Origin of the sequence: Alkalihalobacillus bogoriensis ATCC BAA-922 (assembly GCF_000621445.1) — a bacterium.
Lineage (GTDB): Bacteria > Bacillota > Bacilli > Bacillales > Bacillaceae_F > Bacillus_AO > Bacillus_AO bogoriense.
Genome location: NZ_KK211277.1, coordinates 504,017 through 529,031 on the forward strand (window position 1 = coordinate 504,017; position 25,015 = coordinate 529,031).

Below are 25,015 nucleotides of genomic sequence, written 5' to 3' on the forward strand. Positions count from 1 at the left end.
CCCCTGATTATTTCGAAATTCCTTTTCTCGTCATTTCACCCCATTGCTTCTTTTTCGAAAACACTTGAAGTAAACCTTCACATCGCCATAACACGGTTAGTGGTCGATACCAGAACGCTTCTGTTAATGAATAAAGGAATAATCGAATAATATCTGTTGCCTTTTTGTATTTGCGTAAGCTCCATTCTTCGAGCAGAACAGCAGTCATCGATAAAATCGATCCGTATAGAAATGTCATCATAAAAAGTAATATAGCCAATTCAACATAAATAAACGATGTAAAAATTCCAAATACGACTAAAAGATATCCAAAAAACTCAACGACAGCTCCTAAAAGCTCAACAAATAAAAAGAACGGCATCGAAACAAGACCCACATTGCCATATTTGCGATTAAACAACATGTTTCTATGAAGCCAAAGCGATTCAAATAATCCTCTTTGCCAACGACTCCGTTGTCTCCTTAAAATTTTGATTGACTCGGGTGCTTCTGTCCAACAGACAGGATCAGGAATATACTCGATTCGGTGGTTATAATTTCCTTCTTTTATTAACCGATGGAGCCGGACAACAAGCTCCATATCTTCCCCAACCGTATTCGGTGCATATCCTCCCGCTTTAATCACCCATTCTTTGTGAAAAACACCGAAAGCACCAGAAACAATTAAGAGTAGATTATGTTTACTTAATCCTACTCTTCCTAATAAAAAGGCACGTAAATATTCAATGACTTGCATAACGACGATTGGTCGTTTAGATAATCGAACTTCCATCAGTTCTCCACGCTCAATGATACAATCATTGGCTATTCTAATGCTTCCACCTGTTGCAATTACTTGTTCGTTTGAGTCAATTATTGGTTTCATTACTTTTAAAAAAGCGTCACGTTCTAAAACCGAATCACCATCTAAAGAGCAAATGTAAGGAAATCTAGCAATATTTATGCCTGCATTTAAAGCATCTGCTTTCCCTCCATTACTTTTATCGACCAAGTACACATAATCATAAAGGGTAGATTGATATATAGCATGAACTTCCTTTGAAGCAATGCTTTGTTTAACAATTTGATTCACTTTCTTCATTTGAAACCGTTCAATCATTTCTTGTAATGTATTGTCTTTTGAGCCATCATTAACAACAATAATTTCATATTCAGGGTAATGAATACTAAGGAGAGAGCGAACACTACTATATATCCCAACTTCTTCATTAAAAGCAGGCACAATAATGGAGATTGGCTTTGTATCAATGGACTCAGCCATTTCCTCGTAGATATCTTTTTCATTTAATTCATACTGACTACGCAACTGAAATGCAGATATGAAAAACATAACAATATAAAACAACATGACAACAAACATGTAGCCAATAATAAGGAAAGCTAGTATTTGCAATGCCATTGTGATTATTTCGAACATACTAGTTCCCTCCTTCTAGCCATTGTTTTGCCATATCACGCGCAAATTTATCTTCATGTGTTTCTTCAACATAGCTTAAAAGAAAATGGCCATCCGAAAAAGAGGACACAGCCTCCCCAGCTGCATTTCGCACCCACCAATTAGAATCTGCTAACATAGAGACAACGATTGGTTTGAACCTTTCTTTTTTTGTAAGCTTTACAATACGAGCAAACATCATTCTTTCTTCAAAATAAGAAGACACCGCAAATGGAAGAACCCACTCTGCATTTACGATATATCCAATCTGAACGATTGCTTTTAAAGCAGCCATACGAACTTCCAATAACTCTGAATTTAATTGTGTTTCAAGAAAAGCAATATCTTCTTTTTGTTTTCTTTCCCCTATAATGTCAAGGAGAGCCGTTTGAAAAGGTAACGACATTGTTTTAAAATGAGACATTAGATCCGCTATCCACTCGGCCGGGAAACGGCGGAGCAAGTCCCTATAAACGAACCGTGGCCACTGTTGTGAATCATGCAGTAAAAAATAAAAGAATGGTTTTGATTCGAAAGACGCTAACGTTCGTAACATTTGATATGTTTCTGTATCAGAAATTGCTTCCTGTCTGATAGCCCCTAATAACTTGTCCTCAAACATCGTCATTTTAAAATCTTCTATTTTGTGTAATGTATTCATTCGTATACTCCACCGTTTATGTTGCAACTGTTTAGCATAGTAAGAACCTAACTTCTCTTCTGCTAATTGGCGAATCTTCTCCTGTGCTTTCTCTTTGCGTAGCAATGATTGATATTCAGAAAGCAATTCACCTAATACTTCATAGCTTATCACCGAATGTTGGAGCAATCTTGCGGAGAATTCACCACCTTCTGTTAAATAAGTATACAAAGGTGTTCTCAGTTTCGTTTTAATCAATTTCTTTCGGCTTTCTTTTATTGCTTCTTTTTTCTTTTGGACAAGCAAATACAGTAACATGATAAAAAGAATGGAGACTAAAACTATATTTGTCCAAAAAACTAATGCTATATTTACAGATATCATTCGGTAATCATCCTAGTCGTAAGCCTTTTTACACGGGCAACAAGCTCAGGTAAACTAAACGGTTTTGTTAAATAGTCATCTGCTCCAAGCTCTAGTGCTTTAACGATATCTTTTTCACTTTTTCTGCCTGTTAACATTAATACCATGGCATTTTTCCCATTCGGATGCTTACGCAATTTTTGTAACACTTCTAGTCCATCCATTCTTGGCATAATCCCATCTAAAATCACTAAGTTTTTCCCTGGATGTGTGTGCCATTTTGATTCAAAAAAAGCTTCGCCTTCTCGGAACGAAGAAATTTCAATCGCATAATGACCAATCTTTAATTTCTCCAGCTGTTCGGATACAATTTGATGCACAATCGTATCATCATCAATAATTCCGATTCGGAGAACTTTTTTCTGGCTCTTGTACGTTTCTTTACTATTATAAATCACGACCGCTTTTCGTCCTGCTGCCTTTGCTTCATAGAGCGCTTGGTCAGCATGTTTCATATAAGTATCGACGTCGGTATTCTCATGGTTCACTTCTACAATACCTGATGAAAATGTGCTGAAGAACGTTTCCATTTCATTTGTTTGAAATTCTATTTTCGAAAATCCTTGTAATAATCTTTCAATAAAAATTTTGGCATCTTCTTTTGTCGTTCTTGGTAAAATTAAAACAAACTCTTCACCACCGTAGCGGATGAAAAAATCTGAATGGCGTTTCGCCTCTTTTACATAATTCGAAAACTCTCTTAATACAATGTCACCGATATCATGACCGTACAAATCATTCACTTGTTTAAAATGGTCTAGGTCAATCAACACAATCGAAAATGGATCTTTTGACCGTTTATATTCGTAAAGTTGACGTTCCACTTCAATCGAAAAAAACTTTCGGTTAAAAGCTCCGGTTAATTCATCAATTAAAACGGCCTCACTAATCATTTCTTTATATTTCAAACGATTTTCTAGACGAGCAACGATCTCTTCAATAAATATTGGTTTTGCTACAAAATCAACTGCACCCATTTGAAAGCTTTTTATAATCGTTTCCTTCGAATTATCAGTACTCATCATAATAACAGGGATAAATAAGCTATGTGATTTCTCTAACATCTTTTTTAATACATCAAAACCATTTTTGTCAGGTAAATTGACATCAAGAAGGACACTATCCGGTTTTTGATTATAAAAAACTTGAATCGCTTTTTTAGCGGTTAATGCTGCGAGTACCATGTATCCTTGCTGCTCTAAATTAGTTTTTAAAAAGGTCACCATGTCAATATCATCATCAACAATCAATACTAGCTTATTCTGTTCATCTTTCTTTTGATTTTGTATTGGCTCAGTCGGTAAAACTGTTTCCTGCTCTTTTTTTCCCAGCACCTGCTCTAAATGCCCAGTGTACTTTTTCCACTCATCCGGATACCACTCGTCTTTTTCCAAAGAATTAATTTCTTCTAATACATAATCTGCCATCTTAGCAAATTCATGTAATTCAATTGATGCTGCTGTCCCTTTTAACGAGTGGAAAAAACGATAAAATTCGTTACCGTTAATTTTTTCCTCTTGTTCCCATTCACGAAGCGTTTGTTTACACCGAGAAATTAATAATTTCTGATATTTTTTCATTCTACTTACCTCCCCAATCTCAAACCTGATACCATACCCTAGTTCTTTTTTTATCTAATTATGAAGAGAGGATTACAACTTTGGGGATATCTATAAAAGCTTGTTACAACCTTTATAAATATCCCCTTCTACTCCAATATTCACTTAGAGATTTTTTTTGTTATCATCTTCCAGTATTGATTCTTCCTCATTGATTTCTTCTAAAATTTCTTCTTTTACTTCTTCCTTTATATCTTCGTATACCTCTTCACGTATTTCTTCTTTTAATTTATCTAATTGCTTTTCTTGTTTCTTTTTCCGCTCAGTTTGCAAGTCGCTATTTAACATCATGAAAATAGAAATGGTCATAAAAACCATAATGACAGCAAACGGGAGTGCGGCAATAATTGATGCGGTCTGCAAGCCTTGTAATCCTCCGCTAAGCAAAAGAACACTTGCTGTTGCTGCAATTAAAAAGCCCCACACAACTTTAACATACATATATGGATTAAGACTTCCCCTTGATGTCATAGCTCCTAACACATACGATGCTGAATCTGCAGATGTAATAAAGAAAATCAAAATTAAAATGACCGCTATGCCACTCATAAGACCACCTAAAGGAAGCTCAGCTAATGTTGCAAATAAAGCAAGCTCGACATTAGATGAAACAACTTCTGCAATTTGATGACCACCTGTAATGTCTAAATGAAGGGCTGTCCCACCAAATGCAGTAAACCATATTAGTCCTAATACAGACGGGACAAGCAAAACTCCAAATACAAATTCTCGAATCGTTCGCCCTCGTGAAATACGCGCAATGAACAATCCCATAAATGGAGCCCAAGAAATATGCCAAGCCCAAAAGAAAATTGTATATGCTCCAAGCCAAACACTTCCAGAGAATGGATTCATCGTCAAACTCATTGGTATGACGTTTGAAATATAGCCTCCTAATGTCGTAACAAAGCTCTCAGCAATAAACAAAGTTGGGCCAAAAATAAGCATAAATACTAGTAATATACCCGCAATTGTTAAATTTGTAACACTTAAAATTCGAATTCCTCGATTTAATCCAGAGGCTGCAGAAAAAATAAACAAAATTGTCACAATAAAGATAACAGCCATTTGTGTAATGACTGTATTTGGAATCGGAGATAAAAAGGAGAGTCCTCCAGTAATTTGAATCGCACTTAAGCCAAATGTTGTTGCAACACCTGTTGCTGTAGCTAATACAGCTAATACATCAATTCCTCGACCATACCAACTATCTACTTTATTGCCAATTAACGGGTAAAATGCAGAGCTAATTAAAGCTGGTTGCTCTTTTCTAAATTGCACATACGCTAGAGCTAATGCCACTAAGGAAAAAATCGCCCATGGATGCAAAGCCCAATGGAACACCGAGTATCGCAATCCCATTCTTGCTGCCTCCGTTGTTTCCGCTGCGATGCCGGGCGGAGGATCCATATAATATAGCACAGGCTCGGCAACTCCCCAGAAAACAAACCCAACACCAATGCCTGCGGAAAATAACATCCCAACCCAAGTGTAATACGAGTATTCTGGTTTATCGTTTTGTTTCCCTAATCGTAATTTCCCGAATGGACTTATCGCTAAAAATAATACAAATGCGATAAAAAAAGCAGTGACAAGCATATAAAACCAACCGAAATTCTCAATGGTTACTCCTAACAAATAATCAGCTGTATTCGCTAAAGATTGTGGAGAGACAACACCCCATAAAACAAATAAAAAAACAAGGATGGCCGAAATGATAAAAACACTACCTGGTTTCTTTGTGTTATATGAATAATTTCCCATTTAGTTTTTCGTGTAGGTAAAATCCCCTACACTACCCTCCAATCTCTAAATTTTTCCATTCGTTTGTAAGTGTATTGTTTATTTACCTACTTATCGTTTCCGTTAAACCTATAATTATGAAAAAACAACATGTTCTTCTTCTTTCATGAGCGTATGAAACAAGAGTATAAGGAAATCATGGTATACTAAATTAGAAAGAAATTATAGATACGAAAGGACGGGCGTAAATTGACAAACCAAAGAAAATTCGAAAAAGCAACTTTTGCTGGGGGTTGTTTTTGGTGTATGGTCTCTCCTTTTGATAAACAACCCGGAATTGAAAGTGTCATTTCCGGCTATACAGGTGGCCACACGGAAAACCCTACATATGAGGAAGTATGTACAAATGAAACAGGTCATTATGAGGCAGTCGAAATTACTTTTGATCCCGTCGTGTTTCCATACGAGAATTTATTAGAACTGTTTTGGCAACAAATTGATCCAACCGATCCAGGTGGTCAATTCCATGATCGAGGACAATCCTACCAAACCGTCATTTTTTACCATAATGACAATCAAAAAAAATTAGCTGAGCAATCAAAAGAAACACTCCAACAAAGTGGTAAGTTTTCAAAACCGATAGTCACACAAATTCTTCCTGCTCGTGCTTTTTATCCAGCGGAAGACTATCATCAAGACTACTATAAGAAAAACCCTTTACGATATAAACATTATCGAAAAGGGTCTGGTCGAGAAGATTATATAAAAACGACTTGGGGGAATGGTTTTTCCAAAGATGAATTAAAAGAAAAGCTAACACCCATTCAATATGAAGTGACCCAAAATAACGGAACTGAACGACCGTTTATGAATGAATTTTGGAATGATGAACGTGAAGGAATTTATGTTGATATCGTTTCAGGGGAACCATTGTTTAGTTCATTAGACAAATATGATGCCGGTTGTGGGTGGCCAAGCTTTACAAAACCTATTCATGGTGAAACGATTGAAGAAAAAGCGGATTTCACACATAATATGGTACGAACTGAAGTTCGTAGCAAGCAAGCCGACTCACACCTAGGACATGTATTTCCAGATGGACCTGGACCGGATGGATTACGCTATTGTATTAATTCCGCCGCATTACGATTTATTCCGAAAGAAGAGTTAGAAAAAGAAGGGTATGGGCGCTATCTACCTTTATTTAGCCGTTAATCTTCAACCACTCACTACTACACAGAGCTTCAAAACACTCAGCCCTAAGCCACTTGTGGCTTAGGGCTGAGTATAAAACCGCTCTATCCACCGTTCTCTTATTCTATCTTCATTTACAACGGGATCAATAATTTCATCCCGCCATGTTTGCTCATCATTTGAATACTCAACTAAAGGACGATTCACTAGCTGCTCTGCTTCACTTCGTTTTAACTCTAAAGTGCCACTATTTTCTCGGTCAATCACTTTAATCTTAATTGTGTCAATCGAATCAAGTAGAATTAAATAGCTTAAAGCATTATTTAAAATGATTTTTTCGGAAATTTCATCATCTTTCTTCAACAAAAACCGCTCACTTTCCATTAATGCCGTATGGTAGTGAATCGATATCGTATCTTTTCCAATATCAAATGATTTGTAAATTTGATTCCCTGGTAACGTTTGACTAATCGCAATCACATCATCTTTTAAAACCCCTGTTTTCACATAGTGAATTGGCGCAAATGTCGCTTCCATTTTTTGAGTACAACCGACGATAATGAAAAGGAAACAAACGAACATAAACCATTTTGTTTTCATAAAAACACCCCCACCACTATTTGTTTTTGTCCATTAAATCCAAATATAGTTCGTCCACCCACTGCTTTAGCTGGTCTCCAGATATCCCTAAGTATTTACATTCAATAATCAAATTTTCGATTTCTTTTTTTATTTTATTCTTCTGCTTCTCTGTTACTTCTTGGGACTCAAACTCTGCAATAAATGTCCCTTTTCCCCTAACCGTTACAATCACCCCTTGTCGCTCTAACTCTTTATAGGCTTTTGCTACTGTATTAGGGTTAATGACGATTTGAGCAGAAAGCTCACGTACAGAAGGTAATTTATCATCAGGCTTTAAAAGTCCTCTTGCACACATTTCTTTTATTTGCTGTATGACTTGTTCATATAAGGCAACATTGCTTTTCGGGTCAATTCGTATAAACATGAATACACCACTCTTCCTCTTCTAGTGTATTACTATATATATTACACTTAATACAATATTTTATTTTATTATGTGTGTCAACCAATTTTCACTTATTTCCTATTCCTGTTTTGGAAACGACTAAAAAGGAAATAAAAGAATACAATGAAATAATGAAACTTGTGCTACATATGGAGGGATCATGATGTCTTATCGAATCGAACGAGATACGTTAGGTGAAATGAAAGTACCAGTTGAAAAATTATGGGGTGCTCAAACTCAGCGAAGCTTGGAAAATTTCAAAATTGGCAAAGAAAAAATGCCAGAAGAGATGATTCAAGCTTTTGCGATATTAAAAAAGGCTTGTGCGCTTGCTAATGAACGCTTACATAATATGAGTAATGTTAAAGCCGATATCATTAGAGAAGTATGTGATGATATTTTAACTGGTGGGTATGAAGAGCATTTTCCACTCGTTGTTTGGCAAACAGGAAGTGGAACACAATCGAATATGAACATGAATGAAGTCATCTCATATGAAGCGAATAAACGTTTAGAACAAAAAGGAGACGATACGAGAATTCACCCCAATGATGATGTGAATCAATCCCAAAGTTCAAACGATACATTTCCAACAGCGATGCATATTGCCGCTTTAGTAAAAACAGAAGAAGAACTTCTTCCTGCTCTAAAACGTCTGATTGCCACCTTTACTGAAAAAGAACAAAAATATGCTTCACTCATCAAAATTGGTCGAACACATCTTCAAGATGCCACTCCGCTAACACTAGGACAAGAAATTAGTGGTTGGAGAAAGATGCTAGAAAAATCGCTAGCAATGATTTCTACAAGCTTATCTTCATTACAAGAATTGGCGATCGGGGGAACAGCTGTAGGTACGGGTATTAATGCACATCCTGACTTTGGAAAACTAGTGGCTGAAGAAATTAGTCAAATGACAAAGAAATCGTTTACCTCTGCCGACAATAAGTTTCATGCACTTACTAGTCACGATGAACTCGTGTTTGTTCATGGTGCATTAAAAGCATTGGCAGCAGATTTTATGAAAATAGCAAATGACATCCGATGGTTAGCAAGTGGACCTCGCTCTGGCATTGGTGAACTGAACATTCCTGCAAATGAACCGGGAAGTTCCATCATGCCTGGCAAAGTAAACCCTACCCAAAGTGAAGCCGTCACAATGGTTTGTGCACAAGTGATGGGAAATGATGCAACGATTGGATTTGCGGCTAGCCAAGGTAATTTTGAATTAAATGTCTTTAAACCAGTCATTATTTATAACTATCTTCAATCCGTTCAATTGTTATCTGATGCCTTACATTCCTTCACTGAAAAATGTGCGGTCGGAATTGAAGCAAATGAGCAAATTATAAAAAAACATCTTGAACATTCCTTAATGTTAGTCACTGCCCTCAACCCTCACATTGGATATGAAAAAGCGGCTAAAATAGCAAAAACAGCTCATGAAAAAGGTTTAACGTTAAAAGAAGCAGCAATAGAGACGAAACTGTTGACTGCTGAGCAGTTTGATGATTTTGTAAAACCTGAAAAAATGGTCTAAGAAAAACGCGGGAGCGTCTTTTCTTTCAAGCGAAGTGTATGATGAACAACCAACAATCCCATGTTTCATTTTCGCGGTCACAGCAGCCGTTATTTGTGAACATGATACGAGTTTCCTTTTTTTAGCGGCCACAGGAGCGCTTATTCACGCAAAAGCAACTCTATTCCTAGCGATATATTATGATTAACTGCTCCTGTGTCCGCCAACGTTCCAAAACGCTAGTAATGTTCACAGATAACGGTTTTCATGGCCGCTTACTTATCATAAACAACAAAATTGCTATCGCGATAAATCCGACCCAAGTGTTGAATAATTCACTTAGGTCTTTTCTTGCTTGTCTCATAGTACTCCAAGTCCCTCATTCATTCTAAGAATTTATTAAAACAATGCTATACACAAGTCGACTATTTTATAGTTTCCTAAACAATAAGAAAAACGCGGGAGCGTCTTTTCGTTTCAAGCGAAGTGCGGAGCCCTGCCCGCTTTTGATAGTGAACCCCAAGTGTTTTTCTTGGGGTGAAACGCGCAGGTGCGCAGCCTTCGCTCTTCTTGAATAAGCCTTCAAAACTTTTATACTCTTATCTTGTAAGAAAAACTGAGTGAGGAACCCCACCTCACTCAGTCCTTTTTTGTTTCCTGCAATTCTGATAGCCTGTACTCTACTCCATGTACCCCTTTATAATTCTCAGGATACATTTCTTCTCCACAAGTTTCACAGGAAAACATTGGTGGTGTCATCGGATCGCTACCATCCATTAAATCAAAATCTCTTACCACATCAAAAGGTATCTTTCCCTTTTCATGACACACTAAACAAACATAGCTGATAAAAGCCTTCTATTAGACACTTCTCTCCGTTTTTGTACTCGTTTTGTCTAATAGAAGCCTTAACACACAATCCAAACGCCCTCCATTAAGCAAAACGAGCCTCTTTTCCTTTCAAGAATAAACTTTCAAAGCTTCACTTCTAGACCAAAATTTTTATGCTTTCATATATGTTAAAAAAAGCTAAAAACACCCCAATCGAAAAATTCCTTTCGATTGGGGTGTTTCCTTTTACATTCATTGGGTCATTTCCGACATTTCGTCCCATGTGTAGCGTACAATATATTTGTCACTTTTTAGTTTTTTAATTTCTACACATGGTCCAATTTCATAGCCGTTCTGCCAATTATCTTCTAACTTTGCTTTTAAACAACCGGCTTGAAATTTAGAATGAAACGTCTGTTTCCAATAAATCCACCTCGGTTTTTGCATTTGCCTCTTGCCTTTCCAATATTATCTTGTATAGTGTACCCGTTTACCCAATAAGATCTTCATCTTCTCTTTTCTTTATCTCATTTCGATCGCGTTTTTCTTCGCGGTCACGAAGTCGATGGGCTAATCTTGCTGCAGCACTTGCTGCTATACTGCAAACTAAGTCATCTAAAAACGTATGTGTTTGTTTTTTATTTTTATCTAAATCTTCAATAATTCCATATTTCGCTTTGTCTAAATAACCAAAAGTTGTCACAGCAATACTACCAAAGCCAAACACGGAACCAAGAGCAATCGTTTCATCAACACCAAACAATCCTTCATCTGATGTAATTAATGATTGAAGGGGTTCTGAAAGTTTTCCTTGCTCTGCTAACTTATCTAACTCAACTCCTACTAATATCGCATGTTGAATTTCTCGTTTCCACAACACTGCATTTGCACTTTCAATACAATCCTCCATTTCTAATGTTGGATTATACTTCACTTGAAGTTCATACACAATTTGAGCAATCGCTTCAATCGTTACCCCTCTTTCTTGCAATAGCTTTCTTGCCGCATCTTCAACAATTTCGCATGGTACAGGTAGTCTCATTGTTTCCCCTCCTTGGCTGTATTTTATCACATTTTATGTAAACTACGCTAAAATGAAGCTACCTTTGTGGTACACTAAGAATGGTCATTTACTTTTGAATTGAGGAGGTCATTTTTTTATGAAGAAGCTATATGGGAAAACGATGGAAAAACAGATAACAAGTCGTTTTCTAAAAACAGACATTCCCATTCTCTTATATTTACCACCAAATTATTCTGACTTATATTCATATGACGTATTGATTGCTCAAGATGGGAAAGATTATTTTCAACTTGGACGTATCGCAAGACAAACGGAAGAACTCATTGAACAAAACAAAATAAAAGATATTATTATAGTTGGGGTTCCTTACCCCTCCGTTGAGAAAAGAAGAGAGTGGTATCATCCAAATGGGACATTACACAAACAATACTTACGCTTTTTAGCAGAAGAGCTTGTGCCTTTTCTTGACAAGGAGTTTCAAACTCAGCCTGTCAACACAGGAAGAGTGTTAGTCGGTGATTCATTAGGGGCTACAGTTTCACTTATCGCTGCTCTCGAATACCCTCACACTTTTACAAACGCCATTTTACAGTCTCCATTTGTCAATGAAGATGTTTTACATACCGTTACTCACAAAGTTCAAACTCAACTTCAGCTTTATCATGTTATCGGGTTACAAGAAACAGAAGTACAAACAACGAATGGTCGGACCGTTGACTTTTTACAACCAAATCGAAAATTAAATCAATTACTTTCAAACCGAATCTCTCATTATTACTATGAAGAATTTAATGGTGACCATACATGGAAGTATTGGCAGCCAGACTTAAAAAAAGCGCTAGTTCATATGTTTGCGCCTTCAGTAAAAACAAAGTAAAATGAAATTTACAGTTTATCGCGGAAAGGAAGAAGTTATGTGAAAGTCATTGTCGTAAAAAATGAAAAACAACTTCAAGACGCTTACCATATAAGAACCGTTGTATTTGTCGAAGAACAACAAGTTCCTATCGAAGAAGAAATTGACCAATATGAGAAAGAGGCCACTCATTTTGTCATGTATGACGACAATCAGCCTGTAGGTGCTGGCCGTCTTCGTCACGTTGATGGTATGGCGAAAATCGAACGTATTTGTATTCTTCCAAACTATCGTAAAACAGGCGCTGGCAAAATTCTTATGGAAAAAATAGAAGAAGTAGCAAAAGAACTGCATGTAACAGAAGCTAAGCTCAATGCGCAAATTCAAGCAGAAGGGTTTTATAAAAAGCTTGGTTACCTCACTGTTTCTGGACAATTTCTAGATGCAGGTATCCCTCATGTCACAATGAAAAAAACATTAACTTAACAGTCCCATACATAAATCAACCATCGACATGGTTGGTTTTTTTGTTCTGTCCATCTACTTTTTATCATAGCTTGTCAGTAAGGACGGGTATGAGGTGAGACCATGAAAATCATAGAGGAGTTTAAAGAATTTGCAATGAGAGGCAATGTTATCGATATGAGTATTGGAGTCATCATCGGCACAACCTTTGGTAGGATTGTTCAATCATTCGTTGATGACGTACTCATGCCACCTATTGGTTTAATTATAGGAAAAGTAGACTTTTCAAACCTGTTTATAAACTTTACGAATGAACCGATTTCAACTGTAACAGAAGCAAAAGAATTTGGAATCCCTACGTTAAATTATGGGATATTTTTAAATCATCTTTTCCATTTTATCATTGTGGCCTTCGTATTATTTATGTTTGTCCGTCAAATGAATCGAATTCGTCGCCCAAATGAAAACCTACTTGATAGTATAAAAACGAAAAATTGTTCATTTTGCTTTTCAACGATTCCTTATAAAGCTACACGATGTCCAAATTGTACGTCTGTCCTCAATGACCAGAAAGACATCCCGATAGTCAAAAAACAAAACGAGACGATCATTCGCTTTAAAAGTAAAAGATAGCTACCTTGTTTTTGATTTTTTTACTTTTGTTAACACAGTTGATGGTTGTTTTTTTATCCAACGTAAATACGATTGAATTTTCTCGTCCGCCTGCAACGCTTCGATTGTATGTAAACGAATCGCGAGTTCTCGGTTTGAGTATAGAGCATGAATTTGTTTATGACATGGTATACAGAGCATTGCTTTTTCTAACAATGCTCCCCCTTCCTCCCTTGGGATTAAATGGTGAACGGTTTGTTCAATATCTGTCCGCAAACAAAGCTCGCATGCGCCTCTTTTTTTCAAAACCATTCACCTCCTTATTTCTTTCATCTTCTACTGACTTTAAGTGTATTATTTTGAAATACATATTCAACCTTTTGTTCACTAACAAGAGCTTGGACATAAGCTGTAACACCAGTTCGAAACAGTGCCCAAGATGTAAAGTTCTGTATATTGATGTCTCTCTTAGAACAAAAAGAGCTAATCAATGTTTCAAATGGGATCGGTTCTTTTTGTTTAATAATCCATTGAAACAAATCTTCTTTTACATTTTGATGATATTCTATGTTGTTTTTCACTGTTTCTGTAAAGGTTGGTTCATATATACCATGCCCCGGCACAGCCCCTTTTACTTTTAACGTTAACAAATAGCGAAGAGAGCGAACGGTTTCTTCATATTGAACAATAAACGGGATATTATGCTTTTGTAATGAAGCTTCATCAAAATAAGCATCCGTTGCGTAAAGAATAGAATCAATTTCAAGTGCCATCATATTATAGCTATGACCGGGAACCGAATGTAGTTCAACATGAAAAGCTCCTAGTTTTTGTTTTCCAGGTTTCACCTTTGTGTCGATCTGAATTGGCTTTCCCTCTAAAAATTTATTTCTCATTTCCTGTGGTGGTTCATTCCCTTGGAATAGATAAAGTGGCTCTAGTTTTGGATATGTCATGATCGCCTCTTCAAAGTGAGGTGCATAAGTATGGATTTCATAATGTTTTTGCAAAAAATGAGCTCCACCATAATGGTCGGCATGGGCATGTGTTATAAACAAGTCTGTTAATGGCCACTCATTTTCTTTTATTACTTTCATCACTTTTTTGGCTGCAGCATCATCTAAACCGGAATCGATGAGAAGACCACCCGTTTCATTTTTTACATATCCGATATTCACACTGCCTTGAAAATAAAAACAACTGTCACTTAACTGATTACATTTCATCGTTACACCTTCTTCCTTATCCTCTTCTATGGTTTAGCTTTTCAAACAAAAAAATCCTCTAATCAGAGGATTTTTTCCGCTACTTAATTGTGAATTTTGAAAGAGCATCTTGAAGTTTCGTCGATAACTGCTTTAACTCATCCGATGTTGTAACAAGTCGGTCACTGATTGATAACTGTTGATGAGTCGATGCAGAGACTTCTTCTGTAATTGCTGCTGATTGCTGCGCAGTTGAGCTAACTTGCATAATTGAATCAGCTAAATTGCATTGAGAACTTGTCAATTGTTTTGTTGACTCTGACACTTCTTCTATTTTACGAATAACATCTTTCATATGAATACCTACTGCACTTAGTAGTTCATCTGTTTCTTGGGCAGTATCTACTTGTTCTTTAAAGATTGGCTCAGCTTCTAATAATACCTCAACGGTTTGCTCCACATCACGAACGATTGCACTCGTAATGTTTCCAACGGTTTCAATTGATGTTTGCGACTCATTCGATAAATTCCTTATTTCTTGAGCAACAACCGCAAATCCTTTCCCTACTTGACCTGCTCTTGCCGCTTCTATCGCTGCATTAAGCGAAAGTAAGTTCGTTTGTTTAGAAATCGACTGTAAAATTTCCATCACTTCATTAATTTTCGTCGTACTTTCTTTTAATCCATTCACTTTCCTTACTATCATCGTTGTTAATTCTTCTCCACGTTTCGTTTTTGCAACGAGATGATTCATTTTTTGAATACCGTCATCACTTGACTGTTGAACCGTCATGACATAATCATTCATTTGACTATTTTTTTCAATGACATTTTGAATTTCAGTTCCCATTTTCGTCGTTAAGCCATTTCCAATTTCCGCTTGTCCTGTTAACCCTTGTGCCCCTTGTGCAATTTCATCTGTCGCAATCGCCACTTCTTTTGCTGCAGCTGCTGTTGTTGTAGATACTTCCGATAACTCTGCGGCCGCATCAAGAACATGGTTTGCTGTTTCCGTAGTGTTTTGAACTAACAGTGATATACTGTCAACCATTTCATTAAAGTTTTTCCCCAACAAACCAATTTCATCTTTGCGCATGTCCATTTGAGCACGGACACGCAAATCACCTTCACTCGCTTGTTTCATTAATGAACCAATTTCTTTTAATGGTACCCCGACAAAAGTTACAATCCTTCTTCCAATAAAACTAGCAATTAAAGCACAAATAACGACGACAATTAAAATTAAGTAAGCAATTTTATTCATATCCTTTGTAAGCTCAGAAATTTTAACTTGTCCTGCTAAGTACCAATTCGAATCGCTAGAGTGATGAACAAACACTAGATTATCTCCATTATGGTGTACATACGATGTTTCATCTGTTTTCTTATCAAACTCATAGCGGTTTTCACTTCCAATTTCATTTTCCTCAAATGAGAATTGAATAACATTGTTTGCATCCACTAGCTTCACTTTTTCACTTTCACCAAACGTTATCTCTTGAAGTGTTTCCGCTAGCAGCGCTTCCTTTACTTCTACTACAATGATATATCCTTGTTTCCCTATTGGAAGAAATCGGCCTACTGATAATGTTGGACTAGTTTCCGTCCCCGTTATTCCGTTTTCTTTACCTCCAATCCATAATTGCTTCCTTTCTTCTTTAATTTCTTTATACCAATCTTCTTCAAACAATAATTCTTTATCCCGGTAATCAACATTTGTTGCAACGGTATGATGTGTACCACTTAAAATATAAAAATTATAATTACTATTTGTAATATTCATCGCTTTTAATCGGTCTTCAATATCACGTAGTGCACGGTACATTGTAAAATCATCATTCACATCTGCTTTTTCATATTGTTCTAGCAATGTCCTCATATCCACATTCGCAGCAAAATCTGTAATTTGTCGGTCTGTATTTGTTAAGATAAAGTCTAAGTTTTTTCCTGCTTGCTGAATCGTTTGTTCTGATGCATGTTTCACTTGTTCTTCTAATATTGATTTTGCAATCATATAAGAGAAAATCCCTACGACAATGACACTAATAAGAACCGTTAAGACCATACTCAAAAAAAGCTTGTTTCCAATAGAGTCTTTTCTTTTTACCTCTTGTGACAACGCTTTCTTTCCATTCATTTTAAACTGAAATAAAGTCGTAAGCTTTGAAATAGCAGGATTAGGATAACGCTTACTTTTTTTGTTTTTATTCTTTCCTATGTTCCATTTTCTTTTCATTACTTGCCTCCTGACAGTTTGACCTTTTTTATAAAAGAGTAATTATCCCTAAGTCTATAATACCATAATTTTACGGAAAACAACTTGTAACTTAAAATTTTTTCACCAAAAATAAAAGGGAAGCTCTAAACTATTGTTTATAGTTTAGAACTTCCCAAGTTTTACTTACTGTTTTATACAGATTGGTCAAAAAATAACCCTTTATTCGTATGTTTTCTTTCAATTTGTTTTTTTATTGCAAGTAAGGAAGATTGTTCTTCCCCATCTTTTGTAACATTTAAAAACGTGATTTTGGGTACAGGGTCTTTTCGTTTAATGGCTGCTTCTTTTTCAATCGGAATTCTATTCTCGTATTGAACCGTTGCTGGGTCTTTAACTGGTGGTACATATCCCATTATCATCACCCCTCTTATTTTATTATATACCCTGTTCTTCCAATATTATGTCGAAATTTGAAAAAGTTTTTAAATTTTTTTGAACTCACCATTCTAAGATATGTTTAGTTTTTGTCTGTTTTTAGGAAAAGACATGTTTCCTTTATTTTAAAAGACAAAGAGATTAAATATTTCTAATACCCATGTCCGATTAGAGTGAATGAATATTCCTTATGTCTAATATAAAAAGCGTCGAGAGGAAAAGACCTCTCAACGCTTTTTTACTTTTTTAGAAACCAAGACTCGTTTTTTTTATTATCCATTCCCCTTTTAACTTCGTTGTTTCTCTCATTCTCTTCTTTTAATAAACGAATTAATGCTTCTCTTTCTTTAACTTCTTTTTGTAAATGGTGTAGTTCTTCCGTTTGTTTCGTATATTTTTCATTCCACTCATCTAGTTTTGTAAGTAAGTCTGTTTTTTCTTTAATGAGCTCTTGCTTTTCCTTGTCAACCATTTGTAATTCTTCATCCTTGTTTTTCATTTGCTTTTTAACTTCCTCAAGCTCAGCTTTTACTTCTTCTAATTTACGATAATTATAATGCTCCTCATAATCTTTAATCTTTTTTTTGTACAAACTTAACTCAGAGTGTGCATTAATCAACTTTTGCTTTAGTAAAATCGGATCGTTTCCTTGCTTCCTAATGGTCATCTCTCTTTTCATTTTCCTTCCCCCTTTTTTATGTTTGTCATTTATGTTAGACCCTTTTTCATAAGGAAAGAGTGAATTGTAGATTATAAATTTTCCTACTTTTTCATTCTTTTAAACTGTATGTCTTACAAACTATTTTATGAGTATTTTTCAGCACTTGATAATTTTAAAATAGGGAAGAACCTACTTTTTTCTAGATATATATCACAAGCTGGGAATCCTTTACATAGTCTATATCGAAAAAAGGAAAGGAGAATGAACATATGAATTATTATCAAGGAACAGAAATTGATCATACTCGCCAACAACCTTCTGTACAATTTCTTCCCCCTCAGACAGTCGAACAATATCTAAACCAATGGGTAACAACATCTATTCAAGGTTATGGTCGAGTCGTTGCTTATATTGCAGATTACAATAGAAGAACTGGAATGGTTTCTTTACTCATTTATCCTGCTCCACGATACCAACAACAGTTTATACAAGTTCACCATAGCGATTTAGTTGGCATTAGCCCATATTTTGGTCCAATACCTCCAAGACCAGAACAACCAAGACCACCTTATCAACCACCAACATTCCCTGGTTATCCTGGCTTTCCTGGTTATCCCGGTTTTCCTGGTTATCCCGGCTTTCCGGGCCATGGGGGATTCTGGCCATGGTTATGGCATACTGCCGGTTTTTTTGGTGGACAGCAACCTCGATAAAATAGAATCGGATTATAGCAAACAAGGACATCTTCAAAATGACTTATTTTGTCGATGTCCTTGTTTTGTTTATATTATTTTTGATAAAAACACTTTTGTTCTTTCATGTTTCGGATTATCAAATAACTGTTCTGGCGTACCAGATTCAACGATTTCCCCTTGATCAAATAAAATAATTCGATCCGCTACTTCTCTCGCAAAGTTCATTTCATGAGTAACGACTAACATCGTCATTCCTGTATGACAAAGTTCCTTCATAACATCTAGAACTTCTTTTACCATTTCTGGGTCGAGCGCCGACGTTGGCTCATCAAACAACATAATTTGAGGTTGCATCGCAAGTGCTCTTGCAATCGCTACCCTTTGCTGTTGTCCACCTGATAGTTGGCCAGGAAATTTATGAGCTTGTTCAGGGATCCCTACTCTTTCTAATAGCTCCATCCCAATTTTTTCAGCTTTTTCTTTTGGCCATTTTCTTACCCAAATTGGCGCTAATGTAATATTTTTCAAAATAGTTAAGTGTGGAAATAAATTAAATGATTGAAACACCATTCCTGTTTCCATTCGAATAGCTTCAATATTGGCTATATCATTAGAAAGTTGAATGCCATCAACTACTATTTCCCCTTCTTGGATTTCTTCTAATCCATTAATTGTTCTAATAAATGTCGATTTACCTGAACCAGAAGGCCCCAATATACAGACGATTTCTCCTTTTTTTATTTCAACATCAACATCCTTTAATACATGAAGCTGATTACCATACCACTTATTAACTTTTTTACATATAATAATTGCTTCACGCTCCTCTAATGGAACAGTAGAATCAAATTCAGATACGATAACATCTTCCATTTCCATACCCCCTATCATTATCGGTAACTTTTGTTCATATTATTTTCAATTTCTTTACTTGCACGAGACATAACAAAGCAAAAAATCCAGAACACAAAAGCTACGAATAAATATACTTCCTTTTGTGTTCCTAAAAACTGCGGATTCGCAATGACTGCTCGGGCAATCCCTAACAAATCTACCATTCCGATAACAGCGACCAATGTCGTATCTTTAAAGATAGATATCGATTGGCCAACCATAGATGGGACTGTTACACGTAAAGCCTGAGGCAATATGATAAAAGCTGTCATCTGAATGGTGTTTAATCCTAATGCAGTCGAAGCTTCATATTGACTTTTTGGAATGGACTGAAGTCCTCCACGAACATTTTCAGCAATATAAGCTGCATTAAACAGAGTAAAGGCGACCATTGCTCGAACGACACTATCTATTGATATTCCTGCTGGCAAAAATAGCGGAAGCATAATTGAGGACATAAATAAAATCGTTATAAGTGGGACACCTCGAATGACTTCAATATATACAATACATAACCATCGAATGATTGGTAATTGACTAGCTCTACCAAGGGCTAATAACACTCCTATCGGGAACGATACAACGATGGCAACTAACGAGATTAGGAGTGTTAATAAAAATCCACCCCATACATTTGTGCCAACAACAGGTAATACCCCAAACCCATGGAGAAGAAAAATGCCAATTGGGAAAACAAGAAACCATCCAACCCAAATGATACGAGTCGTACTTTTATATTTTCTTGAAATAAGATAACTGAAGATAGTGGTAGATAGTGAACAAATCAGCCATAATCTTGATTGCATTGTGATGAAGGGTAATAATAAATTAATCGTTGTCAAACCAATTATGGAATAAAACAGTAATTTCGAAACTTTCCCATTAAAACGTCCGTACGATACTCCCAATAGCCCACTAACAAATAAGAAACATGTCCAAACTCGCCAAAGTTGGTCAATTGGATATTGGCCAACAACTACTAGTTTAAAATTCGCTTCAATCACTGTCCAATTCCCACTCACAAAGATCCAACGGAAAGCGGGGATAGCCATAGAAATTATAATGGCTGCTAACAACAGCGTAATCATCCCATTTAGCCAACTACTAAATAAATTTTTTTTAATCCACGTTATGAAACCTACTTTTACAACAGGACGAGTTTTCACTTCAACTGTTTTTAAATTTCTTTCTAAAATCATTTATTTATCACCTCTCCACAAGCTTCGTCATGTTGTTATAAATATTCATTAAAAATGAAGTGACTAAACTGATTGTTAAATAGACAACTAGGAAAATAAGGATGACTTCAATTGCTTTTCCTGTTTGATTTAAAACGGTATAGCCGACATTGACTAAATCAGGATAAGCTACAGCTACAGCTAAACTTGAGTTTTTGGCTAAATTTAAATATTGGCTTGTCACTGGTGGAATAATCGTTCGAATTGCTTGTGGAAACGTAACTAAACGTAAAATTGAAAAACGGGTGAAACCGAGTGCTTTTGCAGCTTCGATTTGACCTTTTGAAACAGATTGAATTCCTCCTCGAACAATTTCAGTAATATAAGAAGCCGTATAAAACACGAGCCCGAATAAAATTGCAGCAAACTCAGGTGTAAAACGATAACCACCTGTAAAGCCCATTCCTTCAACTGTCGGTACGCTTAAATTTAAGGGCAAGTCAGGGAACATAAAAAAAGATACAGTGAGAAGAACAAAAAATCCTCCTATCACAGACACTAATGGGTAGGTCCGATTCCCACTTTCAATTTGCTTCTCAACTAATCGTTTCCTCACAAATAAGAAAAAAAGGAAACCAACAGCTATCGTAATAAACCACAGCAACGAACTATCATTCATTTCAAACCAAGGAAACACAAAACCGCGATTTGTAAGATAAAATCCAAAATAAGATGATGCATCCTGAATTTTTGGTAATGTTAAAAATACAGCAAAATACCAGATAAAGATTTGAACTAACAACGGTGTATTTCTAAATATTTCCACATATGCTCCTGAAACTGCTTTTGCCATCCAATTATCTGATAGCCTCGCGACTCCCATTACAACTCCAAGCAAAGTCGATAGAATAACCCCTATAACTATTACCTTTAGTGAATTAATAAACCCGACTACTAGAGCTTTTAAATAGGAATCTTGAGGTGAATATTCAATGACTGTTTCTCCTATCCCAAACGAAGCACTAGAATTTAAAAAGGAGAACCCAAATTTTAATCCACTTTTATTCAAACTTTCCATCGCATTATGAATGCATATAAATACTGTCCCAATAACTGCAACGAGTACTACCAATTGCCAAAAAAACTGAATCACTTTCTGATTCCTCCAAAGAGGAATTTTTTGTTTATTATTGTCCTTCACCACGGATTCCCCCTTTGCTCCTAAAACATAAAGAGCCTGCTCCTAAACTAAGAAAGATAGCAGACTCTATGTAATTTAAACCATCTTATTATCTAAAAGGTGGTGAGTAAATAATACCTCCGTCTGTATATAATGCGTTTATTCCACGTTCCAAACCAAATGCGCTATCTTTTCCTAGGTTTCTTTCAAAGATTTCAGAGAAATTGCCAACTTGTTTAATTATTTGATAAGCAAAATCATTACTTAATCCTAATTGCTCTCCATTATTTCCATCAACCCCTAAAAACCGTTGGATATCTGGATCTTCACTGCTTAAAAACTCATCTACATTTTCAGATGTAATCCCAAACTCCTCTGCTTGCATTGTGGCAAAAGTGGCCCATTGCATAATATCAAAAAACTGTGAATCTCCATCTAATACAGCGGGCCCTAACGGTTCTTTTGACAAAACCTCTCCTAAAATAACATGACCATCTGGATCATTCATAGTCGTAAGTCGAGCAACAAGGGCTGATTGGTCAGTTGTCCATGCATCAATTGTTCCTGATTCATAAGCCGCCACAAGTCCATCTTGGTCTTGAAAAACGACCGGCTCAAAATCAATTCCTCTTTTCCGCATTTGATCCATCAAATTTAATTCTGTGGTTGTACCTTGTTCTACTCCTATACGAGCTCCTTGTAATTCTTCCATTGTTGTTATTCCACTTTCTTTTGGTACCATCATTCCTTGCCCATCATAAAACGTTGTCGGTCCAAAAGCTAAGCCAACTTCTACATCACGTGTTAAAGTCCACGTTGTGTTTCTTATGAGTACGTCTACTTCACCTGTTTGTAGTGCTGTAAAACGTTCTTGTGACGAAAGCGGACGGTATTCTATCGCATCTTTGTCTCCAAAAATGGCCGCTGCCATTACTTGGCCAAACTCTACATCAAAGCCAACATAATCACCATTAGTATCAACATAACCAAAACCAGGAAGTTGATTATTTGTTCCTAATATTATTTTCCCTCTTTGTTTGACTTCCTCTAGTTTTTTACCACCTTCTGCCACAGTTTCTGTCCCAGCACTATCTTGTGGTGTAGCTGCCTCATCAGAACACGCAAACAAAGCAACTGAAAACAAAGCTAATAACCCTATTACTAATAATTTTTTTATCATTTCATTTCCCCCTTTTTCGTTATGTTGTTTTGCATAATTTAGTTATAGTTTAATTTCAGAATATTAACTCAATTATTGATATAAAATCTGACTATGTTTTTTCATGTTTGTTAGATGTTCTCACTTCAAAAGTGAAAAAAAATAAAAAACAGCAAGGGTACCCTTGCTGTTTCATGTTTGTCTTCTATGAACATTGGTTCCGTTATTTTAAACGAAAATAAAGTTTCTCAAATGCTATCGGACATATGTCCGTTACGTAATACTTTCTCTACTTTTATTAAGAAAGCGATAGAATATTGTAACCACAATCGACATGGATCATTTCACCGGTAATTCCTCGTGATAAATCACTCATTAAAAATAACGCCGTATCTCCTACTTCCTCTTGTGTCGTTGTACGACGAAGCGGAGCACGCTCTTCGATTTCTTTTAACACATCATTAAAACCAGAAATTCCTTTTGCAGCTAATGTTCGAATTGGTCCAGCTGAAATCGAGTTCACGCGAATACCATCTTTCCCCAAATCATTTGCTAAATACTTTACGCTTGCATCTAATGAAGCTTTCGCCACACCCATTACATTATAATTTCGGACAACTCGTTCCCCACCTAAATAAGTTAAAGTAACGATACTGCCTCCTTCTGACATAACAGGACGTGCAGCTTTCGCAACTGCCGTTAAAGAATAAGCGCTAATATTTTGTGCCAATAAAAATCCATCTCTTGTTGTGTTTAAATACTCGCCTTCTAATTCATCTTTATTTGCAAAAGCGATACAATGCGCAATTCCATGAATGACACCAACTTGTTCTTTAATGGCTGCAAATGTTTTTTCAACTTCTTCGTCATTTGTAACATCGCAAGGTAAAACAAGAAAATCATCCCTGTTTAGTGTTTCAGCTAAGTCACGAACATTTTTTTCCAATCTTTCTCCAGCGTATGTAAATACTAAACGTGCGCCTGCTTTTGATAAGGATTGGGCAATCCCCCATGCAATGCTTCGTTTATTCGCAACCCCCATGATGACATATGTACGATCTTGTAAAGATAAATTCATGTTTTCCCCTCCAAAATAACCTATAGGTTGTTATTAACACTAGGTACTAATTATTATAACACGTTTGTTTGTTTCCTGGTAGTCTCCCTTAAACTTATTCGATATTTTCTTTCATTACCCTTTTCTAGTCTCAATATTCCGTTTAGAAAAATGACATTGTTCACATTCATATATTATATTTTGATTAGATTGGGCAATAAAAGCATTTGTAACTGTTTTTTCATTTTTACATTGCGGACATACAACAATTGGCTCCATATATATTTCCTCCCATAAGCATTTTTCTTATAGTATGAGCCTTCTTTTCAGCATTAAAACGAAAAACACAAAAAAACTTGTCATCATTCAATTGAATAATGGCAAGTTTTTTTGTTTTTATGCTTAGCAACGTCCTACTCTCGCAGGGGGAAGCCCCCAACTACCATCGGCGCTGATGAGCTTAACTTCCGTGTTCGGTATGGGAACGGGTGTGACCTCATCGCTATCGTCACTAAATCAGCTAACTTGAATCACTTCTGCGCAGATTTGCGACGAGGAAGCTTACCTCGAAGCATGGCTTGTAGACGCAGGAGCAATCCTGTTATTCAGATGAGTTCATCTAAATGATTCCCTCAAAACTAGATAGTGTGTGTATTGAATTATGTCAAAAAGACTTCGCCTTTTTTAAATCTTGGATAAGTCCTCGACCGATTAGTATCTCTCAGCTCCACATGTCGCCATGCTTCCACCCGAGACCTATCAACCTCATCATCTCTAAGGGGTCTTACTGGATTAACTCCATGGGAAATCTCATCTTGAGGGGGGCTTCACGCTTAGATGCTTTCAGCGCTTATCCCGTCCACACGTAGCTACCCAGCTATGCTCCTGGCGGAACAACTGGTACACCAGCGGTGTGTCCATCCCGGTCCTCTCGTACTAAGGACA

26 protein-coding genes and 2 rRNA genes are annotated in these 25,015 nt (G+C 36.3%); 6 read left to right on the top strand and 22 right to left on the bottom strand.

Translation table 11 applies throughout. From position 1 onward, the window contains the following. Nucleotides 1-7 precede the first annotated feature (7 nt). From T323_RS0118260 to T323_RS0118275, 4 genes are all read right to left on the bottom strand, one after another. Nucleotides 8-1,417: a glycosyltransferase family 2 protein gene (locus tag T323_RS0118260; RefSeq protein WP_026674572.1), complete on the bottom strand. Its 1,410-nt coding sequence runs from the start codon at nucleotides 1,415-1,417 to the stop codon at nucleotides 8-10. A 1-nt stretch (nucleotide 1,418) separates the two neighbouring features. Continuing rightward, entirely contained in the window at nucleotides 1,419-2,459 is a 1,041-nt protein-coding gene (locus tag T323_RS0118265; protein WP_026674573.1) for a HEAT repeat domain-containing protein, read from the bottom strand. Next, nucleotides 2,456-4,078, bottom strand: a complete 1,623-nt coding sequence (locus T323_RS0118270; RefSeq protein ID WP_026674574.1) for a GGDEF domain-containing response regulator — start codon at nucleotides 4,076-4,078, stop codon at nucleotides 2,456-2,458. Before T323_RS0118270 ends, T323_RS0118265 begins: the two co-directional genes overlap by 4 nt. Before the next feature lie 144 nt (nucleotides 4,079-4,222). Next, entirely contained in the window at nucleotides 4,223-5,881 is a 1,659-nt protein-coding gene (locus tag T323_RS0118275; RefSeq protein WP_026674575.1) for a BCCT family transporter, read from the bottom strand. 228 nt (nucleotides 5,882-6,109) lie between these two features. Between T323_RS0118275 and msrA the strand changes: the two genes are divergently transcribed. Then, nucleotides 6,110-7,075: a peptide-methionine (S)-S-oxide reductase MsrA gene (gene msrA / locus T323_RS0118280; RefSeq protein ID WP_026674576.1), complete on the top strand. Its 966-nt coding sequence runs from the start codon at nucleotides 6,110-6,112 to the stop codon at nucleotides 7,073-7,075. A gap of 60 nt (nucleotides 7,076-7,135) precedes the next feature. Here msrA and T323_RS0118285 read toward each other — a convergent pair whose 3' ends face one another. Both T323_RS0118285 and T323_RS0118290 read right to left on the bottom strand, forming a co-directional pair. Beyond that, nucleotides 7,136-7,654, bottom strand: a complete 519-nt coding sequence (locus tag T323_RS0118285; RefSeq protein WP_026674577.1) for a hypothetical protein — start codon at nucleotides 7,652-7,654, stop codon at nucleotides 7,136-7,138. A gap of 16 nt (nucleotides 7,655-7,670) precedes the next feature. Then, nucleotides 7,671-8,060, bottom strand: a complete 390-nt coding sequence (locus tag T323_RS0118290) for a GntR family transcriptional regulator (protein ID WP_026674578.1) — start codon at nucleotides 8,058-8,060, stop codon at nucleotides 7,671-7,673. A 184-nt stretch (nucleotides 8,061-8,244) separates the two neighbouring features. On the opposite strand from T323_RS0118290, the gene fumC reads away from it, so the two are divergent. After that, nucleotides 8,245-9,621 (top strand): class II fumarate hydratase, encoded by a 1,377-nt coding sequence (fumC, locus tag T323_RS0118295; RefSeq protein ID WP_026674579.1) that lies wholly within the window; start codon nucleotides 8,245-8,247, stop codon nucleotides 9,619-9,621. Between the two features lie 618 nt (nucleotides 9,622-10,239). Here the strand turns inward: fumC and T323_RS28510 are convergent. The 3 genes from T323_RS28510 to T323_RS0118310 all read right to left on the bottom strand — a co-directional run bounded on the left by T323_RS28510 (nucleotide 10,240) and on the right by T323_RS0118310 (nucleotide 11,473). Further along, complete coding sequence (locus T323_RS28510; protein ID WP_218971041.1) at nucleotides 10,240-10,377, bottom strand: hypothetical protein; 138 nt, start codon at nucleotides 10,375-10,377, stop codon at nucleotides 10,240-10,242. Nucleotides 10,378-10,683: 306 nt separating this feature from the next. Further along, the gene (locus T323_RS0118305) at nucleotides 10,684-10,878 is read right to left on the bottom strand and encodes a hypothetical protein (RefSeq protein ID WP_026674580.1); all 195 of its coding nucleotides are present in this window, start codon (nucleotides 10,876-10,878) and stop codon (nucleotides 10,684-10,686) included. A 43-nt stretch (nucleotides 10,879-10,921) separates the two neighbouring features. After that, nucleotides 10,922-11,473, bottom strand: coding sequence for a phosphatidylglycerophosphatase A family protein (locus tag T323_RS0118310; RefSeq protein WP_026674581.1), 552 nt, complete (start codon nucleotides 11,471-11,473; stop codon nucleotides 10,922-10,924). A gap of 118 nt (nucleotides 11,474-11,591) precedes the next feature. Here T323_RS0118310 and T323_RS0118315 point away from each other — a divergent pair, with 118 nt between their 5' ends. From T323_RS0118315 to mscL, 3 genes are all read left to right on the top strand, one after another. Further along, complete coding sequence (locus T323_RS0118315; protein ID WP_026674582.1) at nucleotides 11,592-12,332, top strand: esterase family protein; 741 nt, start codon at nucleotides 11,592-11,594, stop codon at nucleotides 12,330-12,332. Between the two features lie 39 nt (nucleotides 12,333-12,371). Then, entirely contained in the window at nucleotides 12,372-12,797 is a 426-nt protein-coding gene (locus tag T323_RS0118320) for a GNAT family N-acetyltransferase (RefSeq protein WP_026674583.1), read from the top strand. A 108-nt stretch (nucleotides 12,798-12,905) separates the two neighbouring features. After that, on the top strand, nucleotides 12,906-13,409 hold the full coding sequence (mscL, locus tag T323_RS27095; protein WP_051556610.1) for a large conductance mechanosensitive channel protein MscL: 504 nt from the start codon (nucleotides 12,906-12,908) through the stop codon (nucleotides 13,407-13,409). Here mscL and hlpB read toward each other — a convergent pair whose 3' ends face one another. The 5 genes from hlpB to T323_RS0118350 all read right to left on the bottom strand — a co-directional run bounded on the left by hlpB (nucleotide 13,410) and on the right by T323_RS0118350 (nucleotide 17,925). Then, on the bottom strand, nucleotides 13,410-13,700 hold the full coding sequence (hlpB, locus tag T323_RS0118330) for an HNH nuclease-like protein HlpB (protein ID WP_026674584.1): 291 nt from the start codon (nucleotides 13,698-13,700) through the stop codon (nucleotides 13,410-13,412). Nucleotides 13,701-13,717: 17 nt separating this feature from the next. Continuing rightward, on the bottom strand, nucleotides 13,718-14,614 hold the full coding sequence (locus T323_RS0118335) for an MBL fold metallo-hydrolase (RefSeq protein WP_026674585.1): 897 nt from the start codon (nucleotides 14,612-14,614) through the stop codon (nucleotides 13,718-13,720). 79 nt (nucleotides 14,615-14,693) lie between these two features. Continuing rightward, nucleotides 14,694-16,829 carry a methyl-accepting chemotaxis protein gene (locus tag T323_RS0118340; protein WP_026674586.1) on the bottom strand — a complete coding sequence of 712 codons (2,136 nt, stop codon included), beginning with the start codon at nucleotides 16,827-16,829 and terminating at the stop codon, nucleotides 14,694-14,696. A gap of 173 nt (nucleotides 16,830-17,002) precedes the next feature. After that, a complete protein-coding gene (locus tag T323_RS0118345; RefSeq protein ID WP_026674587.1) occupies nucleotides 17,003-17,224 on the bottom strand; it encodes a hypothetical protein in 222 nt (73 codons plus the stop codon). A 260-nt stretch (nucleotides 17,225-17,484) separates the two neighbouring features. Further along, complete coding sequence (locus T323_RS0118350; RefSeq protein ID WP_026674588.1) at nucleotides 17,485-17,925, bottom strand: coiled-coil domain-containing protein; 441 nt, start codon at nucleotides 17,923-17,925, stop codon at nucleotides 17,485-17,487. Nucleotides 17,926-18,176: 251 nt separating this feature from the next. Here T323_RS0118350 and T323_RS0118355 point away from each other — a divergent pair, with 251 nt between their 5' ends. After that, complete coding sequence (locus tag T323_RS0118355; protein ID WP_026674589.1) at nucleotides 18,177-18,620, top strand: hypothetical protein; 444 nt, start codon at nucleotides 18,177-18,179, stop codon at nucleotides 18,618-18,620. Nucleotides 18,621-18,689: 69 nt separating this feature from the next. Here T323_RS0118355 and T323_RS0118360 read toward each other — a convergent pair whose 3' ends face one another. From T323_RS0118360 to T323_RS0118395, 8 genes are all read right to left on the bottom strand, one after another. Beyond that, on the bottom strand, nucleotides 18,690-19,475 hold the full coding sequence (locus T323_RS0118360) for an amino acid ABC transporter ATP-binding protein (protein WP_026674590.1): 786 nt from the start codon (nucleotides 19,473-19,475) through the stop codon (nucleotides 18,690-18,692). Nucleotides 19,476-19,492: 17 nt separating this feature from the next. Beyond that, entirely contained in the window at nucleotides 19,493-20,695 is a 1,203-nt protein-coding gene (locus T323_RS0118365) for an amino acid ABC transporter permease (RefSeq protein WP_035179170.1), read from the bottom strand. Between the two features lie 7 nt (nucleotides 20,696-20,702). After that, nucleotides 20,703-21,827, bottom strand: coding sequence for an amino acid ABC transporter permease (locus T323_RS0118370; RefSeq protein ID WP_245613746.1), 1,125 nt, complete (start codon nucleotides 21,825-21,827; stop codon nucleotides 20,703-20,705). Between the two features lie 136 nt (nucleotides 21,828-21,963). Continuing rightward, nucleotides 21,964-23,034 carry an amino acid ABC transporter substrate-binding protein gene (locus tag T323_RS0118375; RefSeq protein ID WP_026674593.1) on the bottom strand — a complete coding sequence of 357 codons (1,071 nt, stop codon included), beginning with the start codon at nucleotides 23,032-23,034 and terminating at the stop codon, nucleotides 21,964-21,966. Nucleotides 23,035-23,311: 277 nt separating this feature from the next. Further along, nucleotides 23,312-24,091, bottom strand: a complete 780-nt coding sequence (gene fabI / locus T323_RS0118380) for an enoyl-ACP reductase FabI (RefSeq protein WP_026674594.1) — start codon at nucleotides 24,089-24,091, stop codon at nucleotides 23,312-23,314. A 114-nt stretch (nucleotides 24,092-24,205) separates the two neighbouring features. After that, nucleotides 24,206-24,349 carry a hypothetical protein gene (locus tag T323_RS29240; protein WP_169737912.1) on the bottom strand — a complete coding sequence of 48 codons (144 nt, stop codon included), beginning with the start codon at nucleotides 24,347-24,349 and terminating at the stop codon, nucleotides 24,206-24,208. A gap of 121 nt (nucleotides 24,350-24,470) precedes the next feature. Then, a 5S ribosomal RNA gene (rrf, locus tag T323_RS0118390) occupies nucleotides 24,471-24,586 on the bottom strand. A 175-nt stretch (nucleotides 24,587-24,761) separates the two neighbouring features. After that, nucleotides 24,762-25,015, bottom strand: a 23S ribosomal RNA gene (locus T323_RS0118395); the annotation flags it as partial.

What these genes read in the sequence shown, in the direction of transcription:
- hlpB (WP_026674584.1), bottom strand. Translation starts at nt 13,700, where the DNA reads ATGGTTTTGAAAAAAAGAGGCGCATGCGAGCTTTGTTTGCGGACAGAT.
- T323_RS0118315 (WP_026674582.1), top strand. Translation starts at nt 11,592, where the DNA reads ATGAAGAAGCTATATGGGAAAACGATGGAAAAACAGATAACAAGTCGT.
- T323_RS0118270 (WP_026674574.1), bottom strand. Translation starts at nt 4,078, where the DNA reads ATGAAAAAATATCAGAAATTATTAATTTCTCGGTGTAAACAAACGCTT.
- T323_RS0118365 (WP_035179170.1), bottom strand. Translation starts at nt 20,695, where the DNA reads ATGATTTTAGAAAGAAATTTAAAAACAGTTGAAGTGAAAACTCGTCCT.
- T323_RS0118335 (WP_026674585.1), bottom strand. Translation starts at nt 14,614, where the DNA reads ATGAAATGTAATCAGTTAAGTGACAGTTGTTTTTATTTTCAAGGCAGT.
- T323_RS29240 (WP_169737912.1), bottom strand. Translation starts at nt 24,349, where the DNA reads ATGGAGCCAATTGTTGTATGTCCGCAATGTAAAAATGAAAAAACAGTT.
- T323_RS0118360 (WP_026674590.1), bottom strand. Translation starts at nt 19,475, where the DNA reads ATGGAAGATGTTATCGTATCTGAATTTGATTCTACTGTTCCATTAGAG.
- T323_RS0118375 (WP_026674593.1), bottom strand. Translation starts at nt 23,034, where the DNA reads ATGATAAAAAAATTATTAGTAATAGGGTTATTAGCTTTGTTTTCAGTT.
- T323_RS0118275 (WP_026674575.1), bottom strand. Translation starts at nt 5,881, where the DNA reads ATGGGAAATTATTCATATAACACAAAGAAACCAGGTAGTGTTTTTATC.
- T323_RS0118345 (WP_026674587.1), bottom strand. Translation starts at nt 17,224, where the DNA reads ATGGGATATGTACCACCAGTTAAAGACCCAGCAACGGTTCAATACGAG.
- T323_RS0118310 (WP_026674581.1), bottom strand. Translation starts at nt 11,473, where the DNA reads ATGAGACTACCTGTACCATGCGAAATTGTTGAAGATGCGGCAAGAAAG.
- fabI (WP_026674594.1), bottom strand. Translation starts at nt 24,091, where the DNA reads ATGAATTTATCTTTACAAGATCGTACATATGTCATCATGGGGGTTGCG.
- T323_RS0118285 (WP_026674577.1), bottom strand. Translation starts at nt 7,654, where the DNA reads ATGAAAACAAAATGGTTTATGTTCGTTTGTTTCCTTTTCATTATCGTC.
- T323_RS0118355 (WP_026674589.1), top strand. Translation starts at nt 18,177, where the DNA reads ATGAATTATTATCAAGGAACAGAAATTGATCATACTCGCCAACAACCT.
- T323_RS0118265 (WP_026674573.1), bottom strand. Translation starts at nt 2,459, where the DNA reads ATGATATCTGTAAATATAGCATTAGTTTTTTGGACAAATATAGTTTTA.
- T323_RS28510 (WP_218971041.1), bottom strand. Translation starts at nt 10,377, where the DNA reads ATGGATGGTAGCGATCCGATGACACCACCAATGTTTTCCTGTGAAACT.
- T323_RS0118350 (WP_026674588.1), bottom strand. Translation starts at nt 17,925, where the DNA reads ATGAAAAGAGAGATGACCATTAGGAAGCAAGGAAACGATCCGATTTTA.
- T323_RS0118260 (WP_026674572.1), bottom strand. Translation starts at nt 1,417, where the DNA reads ATGTTCGAAATAATCACAATGGCATTGCAAATACTAGCTTTCCTTATT.
- T323_RS0118340 (WP_026674586.1), bottom strand. Translation starts at nt 16,829, where the DNA reads ATGAAAAGAAAATGGAACATAGGAAAGAATAAAAACAAAAAAAGTAAG.
- T323_RS0118290 (WP_026674578.1), bottom strand. Translation starts at nt 8,060, where the DNA reads ATGTTTATACGAATTGACCCGAAAAGCAATGTTGCCTTATATGAACAA.
- T323_RS0118305 (WP_026674580.1), bottom strand. Translation starts at nt 10,878, where the DNA reads ATGCAAAAACCGAGGTGGATTTATTGGAAACAGACGTTTCATTCTAAA.
- fumC (WP_026674579.1), top strand. Translation starts at nt 8,245, where the DNA reads ATGTCTTATCGAATCGAACGAGATACGTTAGGTGAAATGAAAGTACCA.